We start from the raw sequence: 15,877 nt of genomic DNA, 5'->3' as shown, positions 1-15,877 counted from the left end.
AAACTCCCGGCACCGGGGGCCTGAGCCCCACGGTGCCGGGAGTTTCAACAACGGGCAACTGCCCCGCCGCCTTTTTAGAGGGCGGTGGTGCTTCCGCCTGCTGCGGCAATCTTTTCTGCGGCGCTGGCCGAGAATGCGTGGACGGTGACGTCAACCTTGACGGTGATGTCGCCGGTGCCCAGCACCTTGACGGGCTGGTTCTTGCGAACGGCACCCTTTTCGACCAGGTTCTCCACGGTGACTGCGCCACCTTCCGGGAACAGCTCGTTGAGCTTGTCCAGGTTTACAACCTGGTACTCAACCCGGAACGGGTTCTTGAAGCCGCGCAGCTTCGGCAGGCGCATGTGCAGCGGCAGCTGGCCGCCGGCAAAGCCAGCCTTGATCTGGTAGCGGGCCTTCGTACCCTTGGTACCGCGACCAGCGGTCTTACCCTTGGAACCTTCACCACGACCAACGCGGGTCTTGGCGGTCTTGGCACCCGGGGCGGGACGCAGGTGGTGAACCTTCAGTGCGTTCTGCTTCTCAGCAGCGGCGCCCTGTGCCTTCTCGGCGGTGTTCTTCTCTGCCATTTACTTCGCCTCCTCTACCTTTACCAGGTGCGGAACCGTGTTGAGCATCCCGACGGTCACGGCGTCGGCGGTGCGGACAACGGTGTGTCCGATCCGCTTCAGGCCGAGGGAGCGAAGGGTGTCGCGCTGGTTCTGCTTGCCGCCAATGGCGGACTTGATCTGAGTGATCTCCAACTGAGCGTCGGAGGGAATCAGGTTCTTAGCCATGACTCAGACACCTGCCTTCTGGTTCAGGAGCGCCTTCACCATTGCCGGCGGAGCGACCTCGTCGAGCGGGAGGCCGCGGCGTGCTGCCACTGCTGCCGGCTCTTCGAGGCGCTTCAGCGCATCAACGGTCGCGTGAACGATGTTGATGGCGTTGGAGGAACCGAGCGACTTGGAGAGGATGTCGTGGATGCCCACGCACTCCAGTACTGCACGGACCGGACCGCCGGCGATAACACCGGTACCGGCGGAAGCCGGACGCAGCATGACAACGCCTGCAGCGGCTTCGCCCTGCACGCGGTGCGGGATGGTGCTGCCGATGCGGGGAACGCGGAAGAAGGACTTCTTGGCCTCTTCAACGCCCTTCGCGATGGCGGCGGGAACTTCCTTAGCCTTGCCGTAGCCGACGCCGACCATACCGTTGCCGTCACCGACGACGACGAGGGCGGTGAAGCTGAAGCGACGACCACCCTTGACGACCTTGGAAACGCGGTTGATGGTTACGACGCGCTCTACGAACTGGCTCTTCTCGGCTTCGCGGCCGCCGTCGCGGCCACCACGGCCACCACGGTCGCCACGGCCCTGGCCGCGGTCGCCACGCTCGCCACGACGGGCGCCACCACGGCGGTCGTCAGTGGTAGCAGGCGCAGCGGTCTCAGTTGCCGGAGCAGCTACAGCTTCAGTCACCTGAATGTCCTTTTCGTTATTTTCGGTCACAGTGCCAGCCCACCTTCACGTGCGCCGTCAGCGACGGCGGCGATCCGGCCGTGGTACTTGTTACCACCGCGGTCGAAGACAACAGCTTCGATACCGGCAGCCTTGGCGCGCTCGGCGACGAGCTCGCCAACGCGCTTGGCCTTGGCGGTCTTGTCACCGTCGAACGCACGAAGGTCGGCTTCCAGAGTGGACGCGCTCGCTACGGTCAGGCCCTTGGTGTCATCGACAACCTGGACGAATACGTGGCGTGCGGAACGGTTGACGACCAGACGCGGACGTACAGCCGTACCGGAGATGCGCTTGCGGATACGAAGCTGGCGGCGGCTGCGCTGGGCAGACTTGCTCTTGTTCGTACGCTTCTTGTTAATTGCGATGGCCATGGTTACTTACCAGCCTTTCCGACCTTGCGGCGGATGACTTCGCCGGCGTAGCGGATGCCCTTGCCCTTATAGGGGTCCGGCTTCCGCAGCTTGCGAATGTTGGCAGCAACCTCGCCGACCTGCTGCTTGGAGATACCTGAAACAGAGAGCTTGGTCGGGGTCTCAACTGCAAAGGTGATGCCGTTCGGAGCCGAGACGTTGACCGGGTGGCTGTAGCCCAGAGCGAACTCAAGGTCAGAACCCTTGGCCTGGACGCGGTAACCGGTACCGACAATCTCAAGCTTCTTCTCGTAGCCTGCGGTAACGCCCTGGATCATGTTGGCGATCAGGGTGCGGGTCAGGCCGTGCAGCGAACGGGAGGCGCGCTCGTCGTTCGGGCGGGCGACAGTCAGGGTGCCATCTTCCAGGGTGACCTCGATCGGGCTGGCCACAGTGTGGCTCAGCTCGCCCTTGGAACCCTTGACGCTGACGACAGAGCCGTCAACCTTGACCTCAACGCCGGCAGGAACGGTGATGGGGAGACGTCCAATACGTGACATTATTCTCTTCCTTTCCCGTTACCAGACGTAAGCGAGGACTTCGCCGCCCACGCCCTTCTTGCCGGCCTGCTTGTCAGTCAGGAGGCCGGAAGAGGTGGACAGGATTGCGATACCCAGGCCACCCAGCACGTGCGGCAGGTTGGTGGACTTTGCGTAAACGCGCAGTCCCGGCTTGGAAATACGACGAACGCCAGCGATGGAACGCTCGCGGTTCGGACCGAACTTGAGCTCGAGGGTCAGCTTCTTGCCAACCTCCGCGTCTTCTTCCTTCCAGGAGGCGATGAAGCCTTCTGCCTTCAGGATGTCAGCAACGCGTGCCTTGAGCTTGCTGTAAGGCATAGACACGGAATCGTGGTATGCCGAGTTTGCATTGCGCAGACGCGTAAGCATATCTGCGACAGGATCTGTCATAGTCATGTGGGCTCTTGCCCTTCCTCATAACGGTTTCCGCTGTCCTGGAAACAAAGCCAGGCAGCCGGACCTTTTACGTAGCTAGATTAATCTTCGGTCTTGAACGGGAAGCCAAGCGCCTTGAGCAGCGCGCGGCCTTCGTCGTCGGTCTTGGCAGTGGTCACGACGGTGATGTCCATGCCGCGAACGCGGTCAATGGAATCCTGGTCGATCTCGTGGAACATAACCTGCTCGGTCAGACCGAAGGTGTAGTTGCCGTTGCCGTCGAACTGCTTGCCGCTGAGGCCCCGGAAGTCGCGGATACGCGGCAGTGCCAGCGTGACCAGACGGTCCAGGAATTCCCACATGCGGTCGCCACGCAGAGTCGCGTGCGCACCGATCGGCATGCCTTCGCGCAGCTTGAACTGTGCGATCGACTTGCGGGCCTTGGTTACCTGCGGCTTCTGGCCGGTGATCAGGGTCAGATCGCGGACAGCGCCGTCGATCAGCTTGGAGTCCTTAGCGGCATCTCCAACACCCATGTTCACAACGACCTTCACCAGACGGGGAACCTGGTTGACGTTCTCGTACTTGAATTCCTCAACGAGCGCGCTCTTGATGGAATCCGCGTACTTGGTCTTCAGACGAGGAACGATCTTGCTTGCCGGAGTCTCGAGAGTCTCAGTCATTAGATGTCCTTCCCTGAGCTCTTGGCCACGCGGACACGCACTTCACGCTTCACGCCATCGCGCTCAACGGTCTCGGTGCGGAAACCGACGCGGGTGGGCTTCTTGGTGGAGGGGTCAACCAGAGCCACGTTGGAGATGTGGATTGAAGCCTCAACGACCTCGATGCCACCGGTCTTGGTGCCGCGCTGCGACTGACCGACCTTGGTGTGCTTGGTTACGCGGTTAATGCCTTCAACCAACACGCGGTTGGTCTCCGGGAATACGCGCAGAACCTTGCCCTGCTTGCCACGGTCGCCGCCGCGCTCAGCCTTGGCGCCAGTGATGACCTGAACGAGGTCACCCTTTTTGATCTTAGCCATGGACTAGAGCACCTCCGGAGCCAGAGAAACGATCTTCATGAACTTCTTGTCGCGAAGTTCACGACCAACCGGTCCGAAGATACGGGTACCGCGGGGGTCACCGTCGTTCTTCAGGATCACAGCTGCGTTCTCGTCAAACTTGATGTAGGAACCATCCGCACGGCGGCGTTCCTTCTTGGTACGGACGATGACAGCCTTGACGACGTCGCCCTTCTTTACGTTGCCGCCCGGAATTGCGTCCTTGACGGTAGCGACGATCACGTCGCCAATGCCTGCGTAGCGACGGCCAGATCCACCGAGAACGCGAATGGTAAGGATTTCCTTAGCACCCGTGTTGTCGGCGACCTTGAGTCGCGACTCCTGCTGAATCACTATTTACTCCTTGCGTCGCGCCGGTTCTCAGACCGAAAATCTTCCTACGGAATGAGCCTTGCGGAACGGTTGATCGGGGTGTCTCTTGACCTGCCTGGATTTTGCCAGACCAGGCCTAAACGCCCGTGCCAAAAACAGTTGCTTCCCGGGAGCGCGAGGCGCGAGGGGGCACTATGCCGTGGCACGATTGTTTACGAGGTTGATGATGACGCACGAAAGGCGCCATACAAACTCAAAATCTTAGCACGTTTCCGGCGCATCCCCATATCACAGCTGCCAGCCCCCTGCCCACGACGCGCGAAGGGACACTTAGTGGGCGCGGGCGGGGTGCGGCCGGCCCTCAGCGGCCGACGTCGTCGCTCACGGCAGTCTCTTGGCCCGCCTTCCGCCCCCTCCCCCGCGAACTGAGCCGGCCGGCGTCGGACACCCGCTGAAACTCTGCGCGGCGTGAGATGCCGGCGACGCCACAGGCCCCCGCCGGGAACGAGGAAACCCCCGCTCCCAGAAGGGAACGGGGGTTTCGGTGCAGATTCCCGGGCGGGGAAGCTGCAGGTGTTACTTGGCCTTCTCGAGGATCTCCACCAGGCGCCACCGCTTGGTAGCGGACAGCGGGCGGGTCTCGGCGAGGAGAACGAGGTCGCCGATGCCGGCGGAGTTCTCTTCGTCGTGAGCCTTGATCTTCGTGTTGCGGCGCATAACCTTGCCGTAGAGGGCGTGCTTCACGCGGTCTTCGACCTGGACAACGATGGTCTTTTCCATCTTGTCCGAGACGACATAGCCGCGCTTCGTCTTACGGTAACCGCGCTCGTCAGCCTTGGCTGCGTCGGAAACAGTTTCCGTCACGTTCTCGTCCTTTTCACTCACTTGGCGTCCTCCTCGGTCTCAACCGTTTCAGCCTTGTCAGCCTTCTTGGTTGCAGCCTTCTTGGACTTCTTTTCTTCCTTGGCTTCCACAACCGGTGCGGCAACCTCGGCACGAATGCCCAGCTCGCGCTCACGGAGAACGGTGTAGATGCGTGCGATGTCCTTCTTTACCGCGCGCAGACGACCGTGGTTCTCCAGCTGTCCGGTGGCGGACTGGAAACGCAGGTTGAACAGCTCTTCCTTGGCCTTGCGGAGTTCTTCAACGAGACGCTCGTTGTCGAAACCGTCCAGCTGTGCGGATGCAAGTTCCTTGGATCCTACTGCCATTTCTACTCACCACCTTCGCGACGCACAATGCGTGCCTTCAACGGCAGCTTGTGGATTGCCAGGCGCAGGGCCTCGCGAGCTACCTCTTCACTGACACCGGAGAGTTCGAAGAGAACCCGGCCCGGCTTGACGTTTGAGACCCACCATTCCGGAGAACCCTTACCGGAACCCATGCGGGTTTCGGCCGGCTTCTTCGTCAGCGGACGGTCCGGGTAGATGTTGATCCAGACCTTTCCGCCACGCTTGATGTGGCGGGTCATCGCGATACGGGCAGATTCGATCTGACGGTTCGTGACGTAGGCCGGGCTCAGAGCCTGGATACCCCACTCACCGAACGAGACCTCGGTGCCGCCCGTGGCAGCGCCGGAACGACCCGGGTGGTGCTGCTTACGGTGCTTTACTCGACGCGGGATAAGCATTTAAGCCTGTCCTCCTTCTACTGCCGGTGCAGCTGCTTCGACAGCCGGAGCGTCGGCAGCAGCGGGTGCAGCCTCGGCCGGGCGGTCGTTACGACGACGGCGGTCACCACGGTCAGCGCCACCCGGGCGGCCCGGACGATCGCTGGCACCACGGCCGCGGGACGGAGCAGCAGCTGCCTGCTGAGCCAGTTCCTTGGCGGTGACGTCACCCTTGTAGATCCAGACCTTCACGCCGATGCGGCCGAAGGTGGTCTTGGCCTCGTAGAAGCCGTAGTCGATGTTCGCGCGGAGGGTGTGCAGGGGCACACGGCCTTCGCGGTAGAACTCCGAGCGGGACATTTCTGCGCCACCCAGTCGACCCGAGCAAGCGATACGGATGCCCTTGGCACCAGCGCGCTGCGCGGACTGCATTGCCTTCTTCATCGCACGGCGGAAGGCCACGCGGGAAGTCAGCTGCTCTGCAACGCCCTGGGCAACAAGCTGGGCTTCCATCTCGGGGTTCTTGACCTCGAGGATGTTCAGCTGGACCTGCTTGCCGGTGAGCTTTTCGAGCTCGCCGCGGATGCGGTCTGCCTCGGCGCCGCGGCGGCCGATCACGATACCCGGACGTGCCGTGTGGATATCCACGCGGACACGGTCGCGGGTGCGCTCGATCTCAACCTTGGCGATGCCGGCGCGCTCCATGCCCGTGGACATGAGCTGGCGGATACGGATGTCTTCGCGAACGAAGTCCTTGTACCGCTGGCCGGCCTTGGTGCTGTCGGCGAACCAGTGCGATACGTGATCGGTGGTGATACCGAGTCGGAACCCGTGCGGGTTAACTTTCTGTCCCACTTAGCGAGCCTCCTCTTTCTCCGGGGTAGCGACTACCACGGTGATGTGGCTCGTGCGCTTCTTGATCTGAAATGCACGACCCTGGGCACGCGGCTGGAACCGCTTCATGGTCGGGCCTTCATCAACAAACGCTTCGCTGATGATGAGGTCACCTTCGTCAAACGCCACGCCGTCGCGGTCCGCGAGGACCCGGGCGTTGGAGATTGCCGACTGAACTACCTTGAATACCGGCTCAGAAGCTGCCTGCGGGGCAAACTTCAGAATTGCCAGAGCCTCGTTCGCTTGCTTACCACGAACAAGGTTGACGACGCGCCGGGCCTTCATAGGCGTTACGCGGATGTGACGCGCAATTGCCTTGGCTTCCATTGCTTTCCTTCTCTCGTCTTTGACGTAAGTGCAGGCGCCTAGCGGCGCTTGCCCTTACGGTCGTCCTTGACATGGCCGCGGAATGTCCGCGTGGGAGCGAATTCGCCGAGCTTGTGCCCGACCATCGACTCAGTGACAAACACCGGGATGTGCTTGCGTCCGTCGTGCACGGCGATCGTGTGGCCGAGCATGTCGGGGACGATCATCGAACGGCGGGACCAGGTCTTGATGACGTTCTTGGTGCCCTTTTCGTTTTCCCTGGCTACCTTCACAAAGAGGTGCTGGTCAACGAAAGGACCTTTTTTCAGGCTGCGTGGCATGTGTCCAGGCTCCTATCGCTTGTTCTTGCCAGTACGACGGCGACGAACAATAAGCTTGTCGCTCTCTTTGTTGGGACGGCGGGTGCGGCCTTCGCGCTTACCGTTCGGGTTGACGGGGTGACGTCCACCGGACGTCTTACCCTCGCCACCACCGTGCGGGTGGTCGACCGGGTTCATGGCGACACCACGGACGGTCGGGCGGACGCCCTTCCAGCGCATACGGCCGGCCTTACCCCAGTTGATGTTCGACTGCTCGGCGTTGCCGACCTCGCCGACGGTTGCGCGGCAGCGCACGTCAACGTTGCGGATTTCGCCGGAAGGCAGACGCAGCTGGGCGAAACGGCCTTCCTTTGCAACGAGCTGGATCGATGCGCCGGCGGAGCGGCCCATCTTGGCGCCGCCACCCGGGCGCAGTTCAACTGCGTGGATTACGGTACCGACCGGGATGTTGCGCAGCGGCAGGTTGTTGCCGGGCTTGATGTCAGCGTCGGCACCTGCTTCCACGGTGTCACCCTGGGCCAGCTTGTTCGGGGCGATGATGTAACGCTTGGTGCCATCAACGTAGTGCAGGAGGGCGATGCGAGCCGTGCGGTTCGGATCGTACTCGATTTCGGCAACGCGGGCGTTGACGCCGTCCTTGTCGTGACGACGGAAGTCGATCAGACGGTACTGGCGCTTGTGGCCACCACCCTTGTGACGGGTCGTGATCTTACCGGTGTTGTTACGGCCACCCTTTTTCGGGAGGGGACGTACCAACGACTTTTCCGGCGTCGACCGCGTGATTTCGGTGAAGTCCGCTACGCTCGAGCCACGACGGCCCGGGGTAGTCGGCTTGTACTTACGGATTCCCATAATTTATTTCCTCGTTAAAGTGGTCTCCGCTACGAGAGCGGACCGCCGAAGATGTCGATAGTGCCTTCTTTGAGGCTCACAATGGCACGCTTGGTGTTCTTGCGGGTACCCCATCCGAATTTGGTGCGCTTGCGCTTACCGGCACGGTTGATGGTGTTGATCGATTCGACCTTGACGGAGAAAATCTTCTCCACGGCCAGCTTGATCTCGGTCTTGTTCGAGCGGGGGTCCACCAGGAAGGTGTACTTGCCCTCGTCGATCAGGCCGTAGCTCTTTTCCGAAACGACGGGTGCAAGCACGACGTCGCGCGGGTCTTTGATGGTGGCTGCGCTCACTTGGCATCCTCCTCGTTCTTTGCAGCCTTGTCAGCAACGAATGCTTCGTAGGCAGCCTTGGTGAAGACTACGTCGTCAGAAACGAGCACGTCGTAGGTGTTCAGCTGGTCTGCGTACAGAACGTGAACATCCTGGAGGTTGCGCACGGAGAGTGCAGCAACATCGTTGGCGCGGTCGATGACAACGAGCAGGTTCTTGCGCTCGGAGACGCCACGCAGCGTTGCCAGTGCGTCACGGGAAGACGGCTTGGTGCCTTCGACCAGATCAGCAACGACGTGGATGCGGCCGTTACGGGCGCGGTCAGAGAGAGCGCCGCGCAGTGCAGCAGCAATCATCTTCTTGGGGGTGCGCTGGCTGTAGTCACGCGGCGTGGGGCCGTGGACGATGCCACCACCGGTCATGTGAGGAGCACGGATTGAACCCTGACGGGCGCGGCCGGTGCCCTTCTGCTTGAACGGCTTGCGACCGGCGCCGGAAACTTCGGCGCGGGTCTTGGTCTTGTGGGTACCCTGGCGAGCAGCAGCGAGCTGTGCAACGACGACCTGGTGCAGCAGCGGCACGTTGGTCTGTACGTCGAAGATCTCTGCAGGCAGGTCAACCTTGACAGTGCTAGTCATTGAACTAGGCTCCCTTCACGGCGGTGCGTACGAGTACGACCTGGCCGCGGGCGCCGGGGACGGCACCCTTGATCAGGAGCAGCGACTTCTCGACGTCAACCGCGTGGACCGTGAGGTTCAGCGTGGTGTGACGAACGGCGCCCATGCGGCCGGCCATTTTCATGCCCTTGAAGACGCGGCTCGGGGTGGATGCTCCACCGATAGAACCGGGCTTACGGTGGTTCTTGTGGGCACCGTGGGAAGCTCCAACGCCGTGGAAGCCGTGACGCTTCATAACACCGGCGAAGCCCTTACCCTTGGTGGTGCCAACGACGTCGATCTTCTGGCCGGCTTCGAAGAGCTCTACGGAGAGCTCCTGGCCCAGCTCGTAAGAGTCAGCATCTGCAGTGCGCAGTTCTACGACGTGGCGGCGAGGCGTGACGCCTGCCTTTTCAAAGTGACCAGCCAGCGGCTTGGTGACCTTGCGGGGGTCGATCTGGCCGTAGCCGATCTGAACGGCGACGTAGCCATCAGTCTCTGCATTGCGCAGCTGCGTGATGACGTTCGAGTCAGCCTGGACCACAGTGACGGGGATGAGCTTGTTGTTCTCGTCCCAGACCTGGGTCATGCCGAGCTTCGTGCCCAGCAGGCCCTTTACGTTACGGGTTGCGGTCATAGTCTCTCAGCACCTCCCTACAGCTTGATTTCGATGTTCACGTCGGCCGGCAGGTCGAGACGCATGAGCGAATCAACAGCCTTGGGCGTGGGATCGATGATGTCGATAAGACGCTTGTGCGTGCGCATTTCAAAGTGCTCGCGGCTGTCCTTGTACTTGTGCGGAGAGCGGATTACGCAGTAGATGTTCTTCTCCGTCGGCAGCGGCACGGGGCCAACTACAGTTGCGCCTGCGCGCGTGACCGTCTCAACGATCTTCCGTGCTGAAACGTCAATGACCTCGTGGTCATATGACTTCAGCCGGATGCGGATTTTTTGTCCCGCCATGTCGCCTGACTCTCTTTCAGTCTGTGCTTCCCCTGTTTAGGGCTGCCCTGTTTACTTACTCGTTGTGTGGCTGCCGAAGCATTTGAAGTCGTAACTACCACCCGCCGCACAAGCTGAATCCGGATGAATCCGGGTTCCTCAACCTGCCGGCGCAACCGACCCCCGCGGTCGGGCGTGTCGCGCTTTGCACGCGTACTCGTCCGCAGTTCCTTGGGAAGTGGGTTATGTTTGGGCTCTTACTTGGACCCTGGCACCCGGCATTATCCGGATCGGGACGCGAAAGAGCGCTTGAACAACTCATCTAGTATGCCGGAATTAATCGGCAGAAGCGAATCAGCGCCGACAGGACCTGCCCCCGGCTCCCCGCTCCTCTCGACTCTTGGTCCTGCCGGCGCCCGGTCATTGCCTTCAGCAACGGTCGATACGAAGATAGGGGCATGACCGTGCAGGATTCCCCCGCCGTCCAGGCCCTCGCTGCCAAGCTGCGGCCGGGCTTCATGCTGGGGGTGGCCTCCGCCGCCTTCCAAATCGAAGGTGCCCTCGCAGCCGGGGGGCGAGGACCCTCAGGCTGGGACGCCTTTGCCGAGAAGCCCGGCAGCATCCAGGACGGGCACTCCCCCGCCGTCGCCTGCGATCACTACAACCGTACGGACGAGGACGTCCGGTTGATGCGCGAGCTGGGCATCGATTCCTACCGGTTCTCGATTTCCTGGCCGCGGATCCAGCCGGACGGCACGGGCCCGTTCAACGCCGAGGGCCTCGACTTCTACGACCGGCTGATCGACCGGCTCCTCGAGGCCGGAATCTCGCCGATGGCCACGCTGTACCACTGGGACACCCCGCTTCCGTTGGAGCACCGCGGAGGCTGGATGAACCGGACGACGGCGGAACGCTTCGCCGACTACAGCGCCGCCGCCGGCGCCCGGTTCGGGGACCGGGTGACCCAGTGGGTGACGTTGAACGAACCGGCCTCCGTCACCCTCAACGGCTATGCCCTCGGCGTGCATGCGCCCGGCCACGACCTGCTCTTCGACGCCCTGCCGTCGGTGCACCACCAGCTCCTGGCCCACGGACTCGCGGTCCAGGCCCTGCGGGCCGAGGGCGTTACCGGGGCGGTCGGCGTCACCAACCTGCACTCCCCCGTCCGGCCGGCCACCGGGTCCGTCACGGACAAGCTGCTGGCGAAGGTCTTCGATCTGGCACTGAACCGGATCTACGCCGATCCGATCCTGTTGGGGAGCTATCCGAAACCGCCGCTGCTGGCCAGGCCCTGGTTCCGTGCCCTCGCCAGGATCTCCGACGCGGACCTGCGCAATATCCACCAGCCGCTGGATTTCTACGGGGTGAACTACTACTACCCGGTGAAGGTGGCCACCGGCCGCGGCCCCGCGGACAGCCCGGTCGGCTCAGCGGAGGCGATGGTTAAGCTGCCGTTCCACTTTGCCGCATTCCCGGAGTATGAAACCACCGGCTTCGGCTGGCCGGTTGCGCCGGACCACCTGGGTCCGCTGCTTCGGGAAATGAAGGACCGGTACGGCGAGGCCCTCCCACCGCTCTACATCACCGAGAGCGGAGCGAGCTTCCCGGAACCGGACCATGTGGACGGGCCGATCGCTGACGCGGGCCGGATCAGCTACCTCGCCGACCATCTGGGCCACGCACTCGCCGCGACGGCCCCCGGCGGCATCGCCGACGACGTCGAACTCCTGGGCTACTACGTGTGGACGCTGATGGACAACTTCGAATGGGCGGCCGGCTACTCCCAGCGCTTCGGCCTGGTCCACGTCGACTTCGACACCCAGGCGCGGACCCCCAAGGAGTCCTTCTATTGGTACCAGGCCCTCAGCAGGGCCAGGCAAGACCAGTCCGCGCGCTAGATCAATGCCCCGCTACTTGTTCTTGTTGGCGCGGTCGATGCGTTTTGCACGCTCGATCTCGTGCCGGAAGTATTTCTTGGCCCACAGCCCGCCACCGACGCCGGCGGCAATTACCACCAGGAAAATGATCCATTCCATGCCGGTCTCCTCTCTTCACCTGCAACCGTAGCAGGCACTTAAAAGGAACAGCCCCGCTGCAGTGCAGCGGGGCTGTTCCTTTTCGTCACGGAGGCCGCCAGGCGGCCGCCGATCAGGACTTCAAGCTCAGATCAGCAAGGACTACTTGATGATCTTGGTGACGCGTCCCGAACCAACGGTGCGGCCGCCTTCGCGGATTGCGAAGCCGAGGCCCTCTTCCATTGCGATCGGCTGGATGAGCGCAACGGTCATCTCAGTATTGTCGCCGGGCATAACCATTTCCGTGCCTTCCGGCAGGGTGATAACGCCGGTTACGTCCGTGGTGCGGAAGTAGAACTGCGGGCGGTAGTTGGAGTAGAACGGGTTGTGACGCCCGCCTTCGTCCTTGGAGAGGATGTAGACGTTAGCCTCGAAGTCGGTGTGCGGGGTGATGGAACCCGGCTTGACGACAACCTGGCCACGCTCGACATCGTCGCGCTTCAGACCGCGGAGCAGGAGGCCACAGTTCTCGCCGGCCCATGCTTCGTCGAGCTGCTTGTGGAACATCTCGATACCGGTAACCGTGGTCTTCTGGACCGGGCGGATGCCGACGATCTCGACCTCAGAGTTGATCGCGAGGGTTCCACGCTCGGCGCGGCCCGTAACAACGGTGCCACGGCCGGTGATCGTGAAGACGTCTTCGATCGGCATCAGGAACGGCTTGTCACGGTCACGTACCGGGTCCGGAACGGACTCGTCGACAGCAGCCATCAGGTCCTCAACGGACTTGACCCACTCCGGGTCGCCTTCCAGAGCCTTCAGGCCCGAAACGCGGACAACCGGTGCTTCGTCGCCATCGAAGCCCTGCGAGCTCAGGAGCTCACGAACTTCCATTTCGACGAGGTCGAGGAGTTCCTCGTCATCGACCATGTCAGCCTTGTTCAGTGCCACCAGCAGGTAGGGAACACCAACCTGGCGGGCGAGCAGAACGTGCTCGCGGGTCTGGGCCATCGGACCGTCAGTGGCGGCAACCACGAGGATTGCACCGTCCATCTGAGCAGCGCCGGTGATCATGTTCTTGATGTAGTCAGCGTGACCCGGAGCGTCTACGTGTGCGTAGTGGCGCTTCTCGGTCTGGTACTCAACGTGGGAGATGTTGATGGTAATGCCGCGCTGACGCTCTTCGGGTGCAGAGTCAATCGACGCGAAGTCACGCTTCTCGTTGAGAGTCGGGTACTTGTCGTACAGCACCTTGGAAATGGCGGCCGTCAGCGTCGTCTTACCGTGGTCAACGTGACCAATGGTACCGATGTTAACGTGCGGCTTAGTCCGCTCGAACTTTGCCTTTGCCACAGGTTCCTCCTAGAACGTTTTCAAATGACTTACCCTTCGACCGCGCTTGTCGCGGCTGAAACTCCAGTAAGTCTACTTGGGGGGCTTTGGATTGGTGAAATTGCAGATTCAGGAACTAATACTAGTCCCTCGAGCCTGTTCGTGCTGGCGGCCGGTGCCCGGCTGGACTGCGTCCGACCGGGGCCGGCCGCCAGCACCAGGTGAATCTCCTATTGAGGAAACGCACCCGAGTGTTTTCGCTGCTGCGGGAAGTCCTTGCGGACTACTCGCCGCGGCTCTTCTGGATGATCTCGTCGGCAACTGCCTTCGGGACCTCGGCGTAGCTGTTGAACGTCATGGAGTACACAGCGCGGCCCTGGGTCTTCGAACGCAGGTCACCGATGTAGCCGAACATGCCGGACAGCGGGACGTGCGCGCGAATGACCTTGACGCCCTGGGCATCTTCCATGGACTGCATCTGGCCACGGCGGGAGTTGAGGTCACCGATAACTTCACCCATGTATTCCTCAGGGGTGCGGACCTCGACATCCATCAGCGGTTCAAGCAGGACGGGGTTCGCCTTGCGTGCGGCTTCCTTGAAAGCCATACGTCCGGCGATCTTGAACGCCATTTCCGAGGAGTCAACATCGTGGTAAGCGCCGTCAATCAGCGTCGCCTTGATGCCGACAACCGGGTATCCGGCCAGGACGCCGTCGTTCAGCGCATCCTGGATACCAGCGTCAACGGACGGGATGTATTCGCGCGGAACGCGGCCACCGGTGACCTTGTTCTCGAACTGGTACATCTCGCCTTCGGACGTGTCCAGCGGCTCGATGGCGATCTGGATCTTTGCGAACTGGCCCGAACCACCGGTCTGCTTCTTGTGCGTGTAGTCGTGACGCTCTACAGCACGCTTGATGGTTTCGCGGTAGGCAACCTGGGGCTTGCCCACGTTTGCCTCGACCTTGAATTCACGGCGCATGCGGTCCACCAGGATGTCCAGGTGGAGCTCGCCCATGCCGGCGATGATGGTCTGGCCGGTGTCTTCGTTGAGGGAGACCTGGAAGGTCGGGTCCTCAGCGGAGAGCTTCTGGATGGCCGTGGAGAGCTTCTCCTGGTCACCCTTGGTGTTCGGCTCGATCGCGACCGAGATCACGGGCTCCGGGAAGCTCATGGACTCGAGGACGATCTGGTTCGAAGAATCGCACAGGGTGTCGCCCGTGGTGGTGTCCTTCAGGCCGATCGCTGCGTAGATGTGGCCAGCGGTAGCGCCGTCAACCGGCATTTCCTTGTTGGCGTGCATCTGGAACAGCTTGCCGATGCGCTCCTTCTTGCCCTTGGTGGAGTTGACCACCTGTGCGCCTGCTTCCACGTGACCGGAGTACACGCGGATGAAGGTGAGCTGGCCGAAGAAGGGGTGCGCGGCGATCTTGAACGCCAGTGCGGAGAACGGCTCGTCAGCGGAAGGCTTACGGGTCAGTTCCTTCTCTTCGTCGCGAGGATCGTGACCGATCATCGGGGGGACGTCGAGCGGGTTCGGCAGGTAGTCCACGACGGCGTCGAGCATCGGCTGGACGCCGCGGTTCTTGAACGCGGAACCACAGAAGACCGGGTAGAGCTCGGAGTTGATCGTCATCTTGCGGATGCCGGCCTTGAGCTCGTCGATCGAAATCTCTTCGCCCTCGAGGTACTTCTCCATGAGCTCTTCGGAGGACTCTGCAACGGTCTCAACGAGCGTTGCGCGGTACTCTTCGGCCTTTTCCTTGAGGTCAGCCGGGATCTCCTGGATCTCGTACTTGGCACCCATGGTGACGTCACCCTTGGAGTCGCCGGGCCAGACCAGTGCACGCATGTAGAGCAGGTCGACGACGCCGATGAAGTCGTTCTCGGCGCCGATCGGCAGCTGCATGACGAGCGGCTTGGCACCGAGGCGGCTGACGATGGTGTCGACGGTGAAGTAGAAGTCAGCGCCGAGCTTGTCCATCTTGTTGACGAAGCAGATGCGCGGAACGTTGTACTTGTCGGCCTGGCGCCAAACAGTCTCGGACTGCGGCTCCACACCTTCCTTGCCGTCGAACACGGCGACTGCACCGTCGAGGACGCGCAGGGAGCGCTCAACCTCAACCGTGAAGTCAACGTGGCCGGGGGTGTCAATGATGTTGATCTGGTTGTTTTCCCAGAAGCAGGTCACGGCGGCAGACGTGATGGTGATGCCGCGTTCCTTCTCCTGTTCCATCCAGTCGGTGGTCGACGCGCCGTCGTGCGTTTCGCCGATCTTGTGGTTCACACCCGTGTAGAACAGGATGCGCTCGGTAGTAGTGGTCTTGCCGGCATCAATGTGGGCCATGATGCCGATATTGCGGACCTTGCTAAGGTCGGTAAGCACGTCCTGTGCCACGGTGTCTCCCTTTCGGATGG

General features: G+C 61.9%; 24 protein-coding genes. 1 reads left to right on the top strand and 23 read right to left on the bottom strand.

All coding sequences use genetic code 11. The features are described from left to right. Nucleotides 1–74: 74 nt before the first annotated feature. From rplO to rpsJ, 20 genes are all read right to left on the bottom strand, one after another. On the bottom strand, nt 75–569 hold the full coding sequence (gene rplO, locus AC1DBD_RS02865; RefSeq protein ID WP_011692793.1) for a 50S ribosomal protein L15: 495 nt from the start codon (nt 567–569) through the stop codon (nt 75–77). Beyond that, entirely contained in the window at nt 570–776 is a 207-nt protein-coding gene (rpmD, locus tag AC1DBD_RS02860) for a 50S ribosomal protein L30 (protein ID WP_056626615.1), read from the bottom strand. A 3-nt stretch (nt 777–779) separates the two neighbouring features. Continuing rightward, nucleotides 780–1,460, bottom strand: coding sequence for a 30S ribosomal protein S5 (rpsE, locus tag AC1DBD_RS02855; RefSeq protein ID WP_441417037.1), 681 nt, complete (start codon nt 1,458–1,460; stop codon nt 780–782). Nucleotides 1,461–1,486: 26 nt separating this feature from the next. Further along, on the bottom strand, nt 1,487–1,870 hold the full coding sequence (gene rplR, locus AC1DBD_RS02850) for a 50S ribosomal protein L18 (RefSeq protein ID WP_018773674.1): 384 nt from the start codon (nt 1,868–1,870) through the stop codon (nt 1,487–1,489). A gap of 2 nt (nt 1,871–1,872) precedes the next feature. Next, on the bottom strand, nt 1,873–2,409 hold the full coding sequence (gene rplF, locus AC1DBD_RS02845; RefSeq protein ID WP_028269576.1) for a 50S ribosomal protein L6: 537 nt from the start codon (nt 2,407–2,409) through the stop codon (nt 1,873–1,875). A gap of 18 nt (nt 2,410–2,427) precedes the next feature. Continuing rightward, a complete protein-coding gene (gene rpsH / locus AC1DBD_RS02840; protein WP_056737814.1) occupies nt 2,428–2,826 on the bottom strand; it encodes a 30S ribosomal protein S8 in 399 nt (132 codons plus the stop codon). 80 nt (nt 2,827–2,906) lie between these two features. After that, nucleotides 2,907–3,488, bottom strand: coding sequence for a 50S ribosomal protein L5 (gene rplE, locus AC1DBD_RS02835; protein WP_056737813.1), 582 nt, complete (start codon nt 3,486–3,488; stop codon nt 2,907–2,909). Then, nucleotides 3,488–3,847, bottom strand: coding sequence for a 50S ribosomal protein L24 (gene rplX / locus AC1DBD_RS02830; RefSeq protein WP_066436866.1), 360 nt, complete (start codon nt 3,845–3,847; stop codon nt 3,488–3,490). Before rplX ends, rplE begins: the two co-directional genes overlap by 1 nt. 3 nt (nt 3,848–3,850) lie before the next feature. After that, complete coding sequence (rplN, locus tag AC1DBD_RS02825) at nt 3,851–4,219, bottom strand: 50S ribosomal protein L14 (protein WP_003803789.1); 369 nt, start codon at nt 4,217–4,219, stop codon at nt 3,851–3,853. Between the two features lie 555 nt (nt 4,220–4,774). After that, nucleotides 4,775–5,083, bottom strand: a complete 309-nt coding sequence (gene rpsQ / locus AC1DBD_RS02820; RefSeq protein WP_056737811.1) for a 30S ribosomal protein S17 — start codon at nt 5,081–5,083, stop codon at nt 4,775–4,777. Next, nucleotides 5,080–5,409: a 50S ribosomal protein L29 gene (rpmC, locus tag AC1DBD_RS02815; protein ID WP_011692802.1), complete on the bottom strand. Its 330-nt coding sequence runs from the start codon at nt 5,407–5,409 to the stop codon at nt 5,080–5,082. Before rpmC ends, rpsQ begins: the two co-directional genes overlap by 4 nt. 2 nt (nt 5,410–5,411) lie before the next feature. Further along, entirely contained in the window at nt 5,412–5,828 is a 417-nt protein-coding gene (gene rplP / locus AC1DBD_RS02810) for a 50S ribosomal protein L16 (protein WP_138768571.1), read from the bottom strand. After that, nucleotides 5,829–6,662, bottom strand: coding sequence for a 30S ribosomal protein S3 (rpsC, locus tag AC1DBD_RS02805; protein ID WP_441417036.1), 834 nt, complete (start codon nt 6,660–6,662; stop codon nt 5,829–5,831). After that, nucleotides 6,663–7,028 (bottom strand): 50S ribosomal protein L22, encoded by a 366-nt coding sequence (gene rplV / locus AC1DBD_RS02800; RefSeq protein WP_003803798.1) that lies wholly within the window; start codon nt 7,026–7,028, stop codon nt 6,663–6,665. It lies immediately after the preceding gene. Between the two features lie 38 nt (nt 7,029–7,066). Beyond that, nucleotides 7,067–7,348 carry a 30S ribosomal protein S19 gene (gene rpsS, locus AC1DBD_RS02795; protein ID WP_018773666.1) on the bottom strand — a complete coding sequence of 94 codons (282 nt, stop codon included), beginning with the start codon at nt 7,346–7,348 and terminating at the stop codon, nt 7,067–7,069. 12 nt (nt 7,349–7,360) lie between these two features. Beyond that, nucleotides 7,361–8,200, bottom strand: a complete 840-nt coding sequence (rplB, locus tag AC1DBD_RS02790; RefSeq protein WP_024366131.1) for a 50S ribosomal protein L2 — start codon at nt 8,198–8,200, stop codon at nt 7,361–7,363. A gap of 29 nt (nt 8,201–8,229) precedes the next feature. Next, nucleotides 8,230–8,535 (bottom strand): 50S ribosomal protein L23, encoded by a 306-nt coding sequence (gene rplW, locus AC1DBD_RS02785; protein ID WP_018773664.1) that lies wholly within the window; start codon nt 8,533–8,535, stop codon nt 8,230–8,232. Then, the gene (gene rplD / locus AC1DBD_RS02780) at nt 8,532–9,152 is read right to left on the bottom strand and encodes a 50S ribosomal protein L4 (protein ID WP_441417035.1); all 621 of its coding nucleotides are present in this window, start codon (nt 9,150–9,152) and stop codon (nt 8,532–8,534) included. The genes rplW and rplD overlap by 4 nt, the downstream gene beginning before the upstream one ends. A 4-nt stretch (nt 9,153–9,156) precedes the next feature. After that, nucleotides 9,157–9,807 carry a 50S ribosomal protein L3 gene (gene rplC / locus AC1DBD_RS02775; protein WP_003803812.1) on the bottom strand — a complete coding sequence of 217 codons (651 nt, stop codon included), beginning with the start codon at nt 9,805–9,807 and terminating at the stop codon, nt 9,157–9,159. Nucleotides 9,808–9,824: 17 nt separating this feature from the next. Further along, nucleotides 9,825–10,133 carry a 30S ribosomal protein S10 gene (rpsJ, locus tag AC1DBD_RS02770; protein WP_038464699.1) on the bottom strand — a complete coding sequence of 103 codons (309 nt, stop codon included), beginning with the start codon at nt 10,131–10,133 and terminating at the stop codon, nt 9,825–9,827. Nucleotides 10,134–10,570: 437 nt separating this feature from the next. Here rpsJ and AC1DBD_RS02765 point away from each other — a divergent pair, with 437 nt between their 5' ends. Beyond that, on the top strand, nt 10,571–12,010 hold the full coding sequence (locus AC1DBD_RS02765; RefSeq protein WP_476892120.1) for a GH1 family beta-glucosidase: 1,440 nt from the start codon (nt 10,571–10,573) through the stop codon (nt 12,008–12,010). A gap of 12 nt (nt 12,011–12,022) precedes the next feature. Here AC1DBD_RS02765 and AC1DBD_RS02760 read toward each other — a convergent pair whose 3' ends face one another. The 3 genes from AC1DBD_RS02760 to fusA all read right to left on the bottom strand — a co-directional run bounded on the left by AC1DBD_RS02760 (nt 12,023) and on the right by fusA (nt 15,857). Continuing rightward, nucleotides 12,023–12,148: a hypothetical protein gene (locus tag AC1DBD_RS02760; protein WP_441417033.1), complete on the bottom strand. Its 126-nt coding sequence runs from the start codon at nt 12,146–12,148 to the stop codon at nt 12,023–12,025. Between the two features lie 141 nt (nt 12,149–12,289). Continuing rightward, nucleotides 12,290–13,480 (bottom strand): elongation factor Tu, encoded by a 1,191-nt coding sequence (gene tuf / locus AC1DBD_RS02755; protein ID WP_003803827.1) that lies wholly within the window; start codon nt 13,478–13,480, stop codon nt 12,290–12,292. Between the two features lie 262 nt (nt 13,481–13,742). Further along, nucleotides 13,743–15,857, bottom strand: a complete 2,115-nt coding sequence (gene fusA, locus AC1DBD_RS02750; protein WP_138768566.1) for an elongation factor G — start codon at nt 15,855–15,857, stop codon at nt 13,743–13,745. Nucleotides 15,858–15,877: the final 20 nt, after the last annotated feature.

The organism is Arthrobacter sp. 10T419 (assembly GCF_056394105.1).
This window is presented reverse-complemented; position numbering and strand designations above follow the sequence as displayed.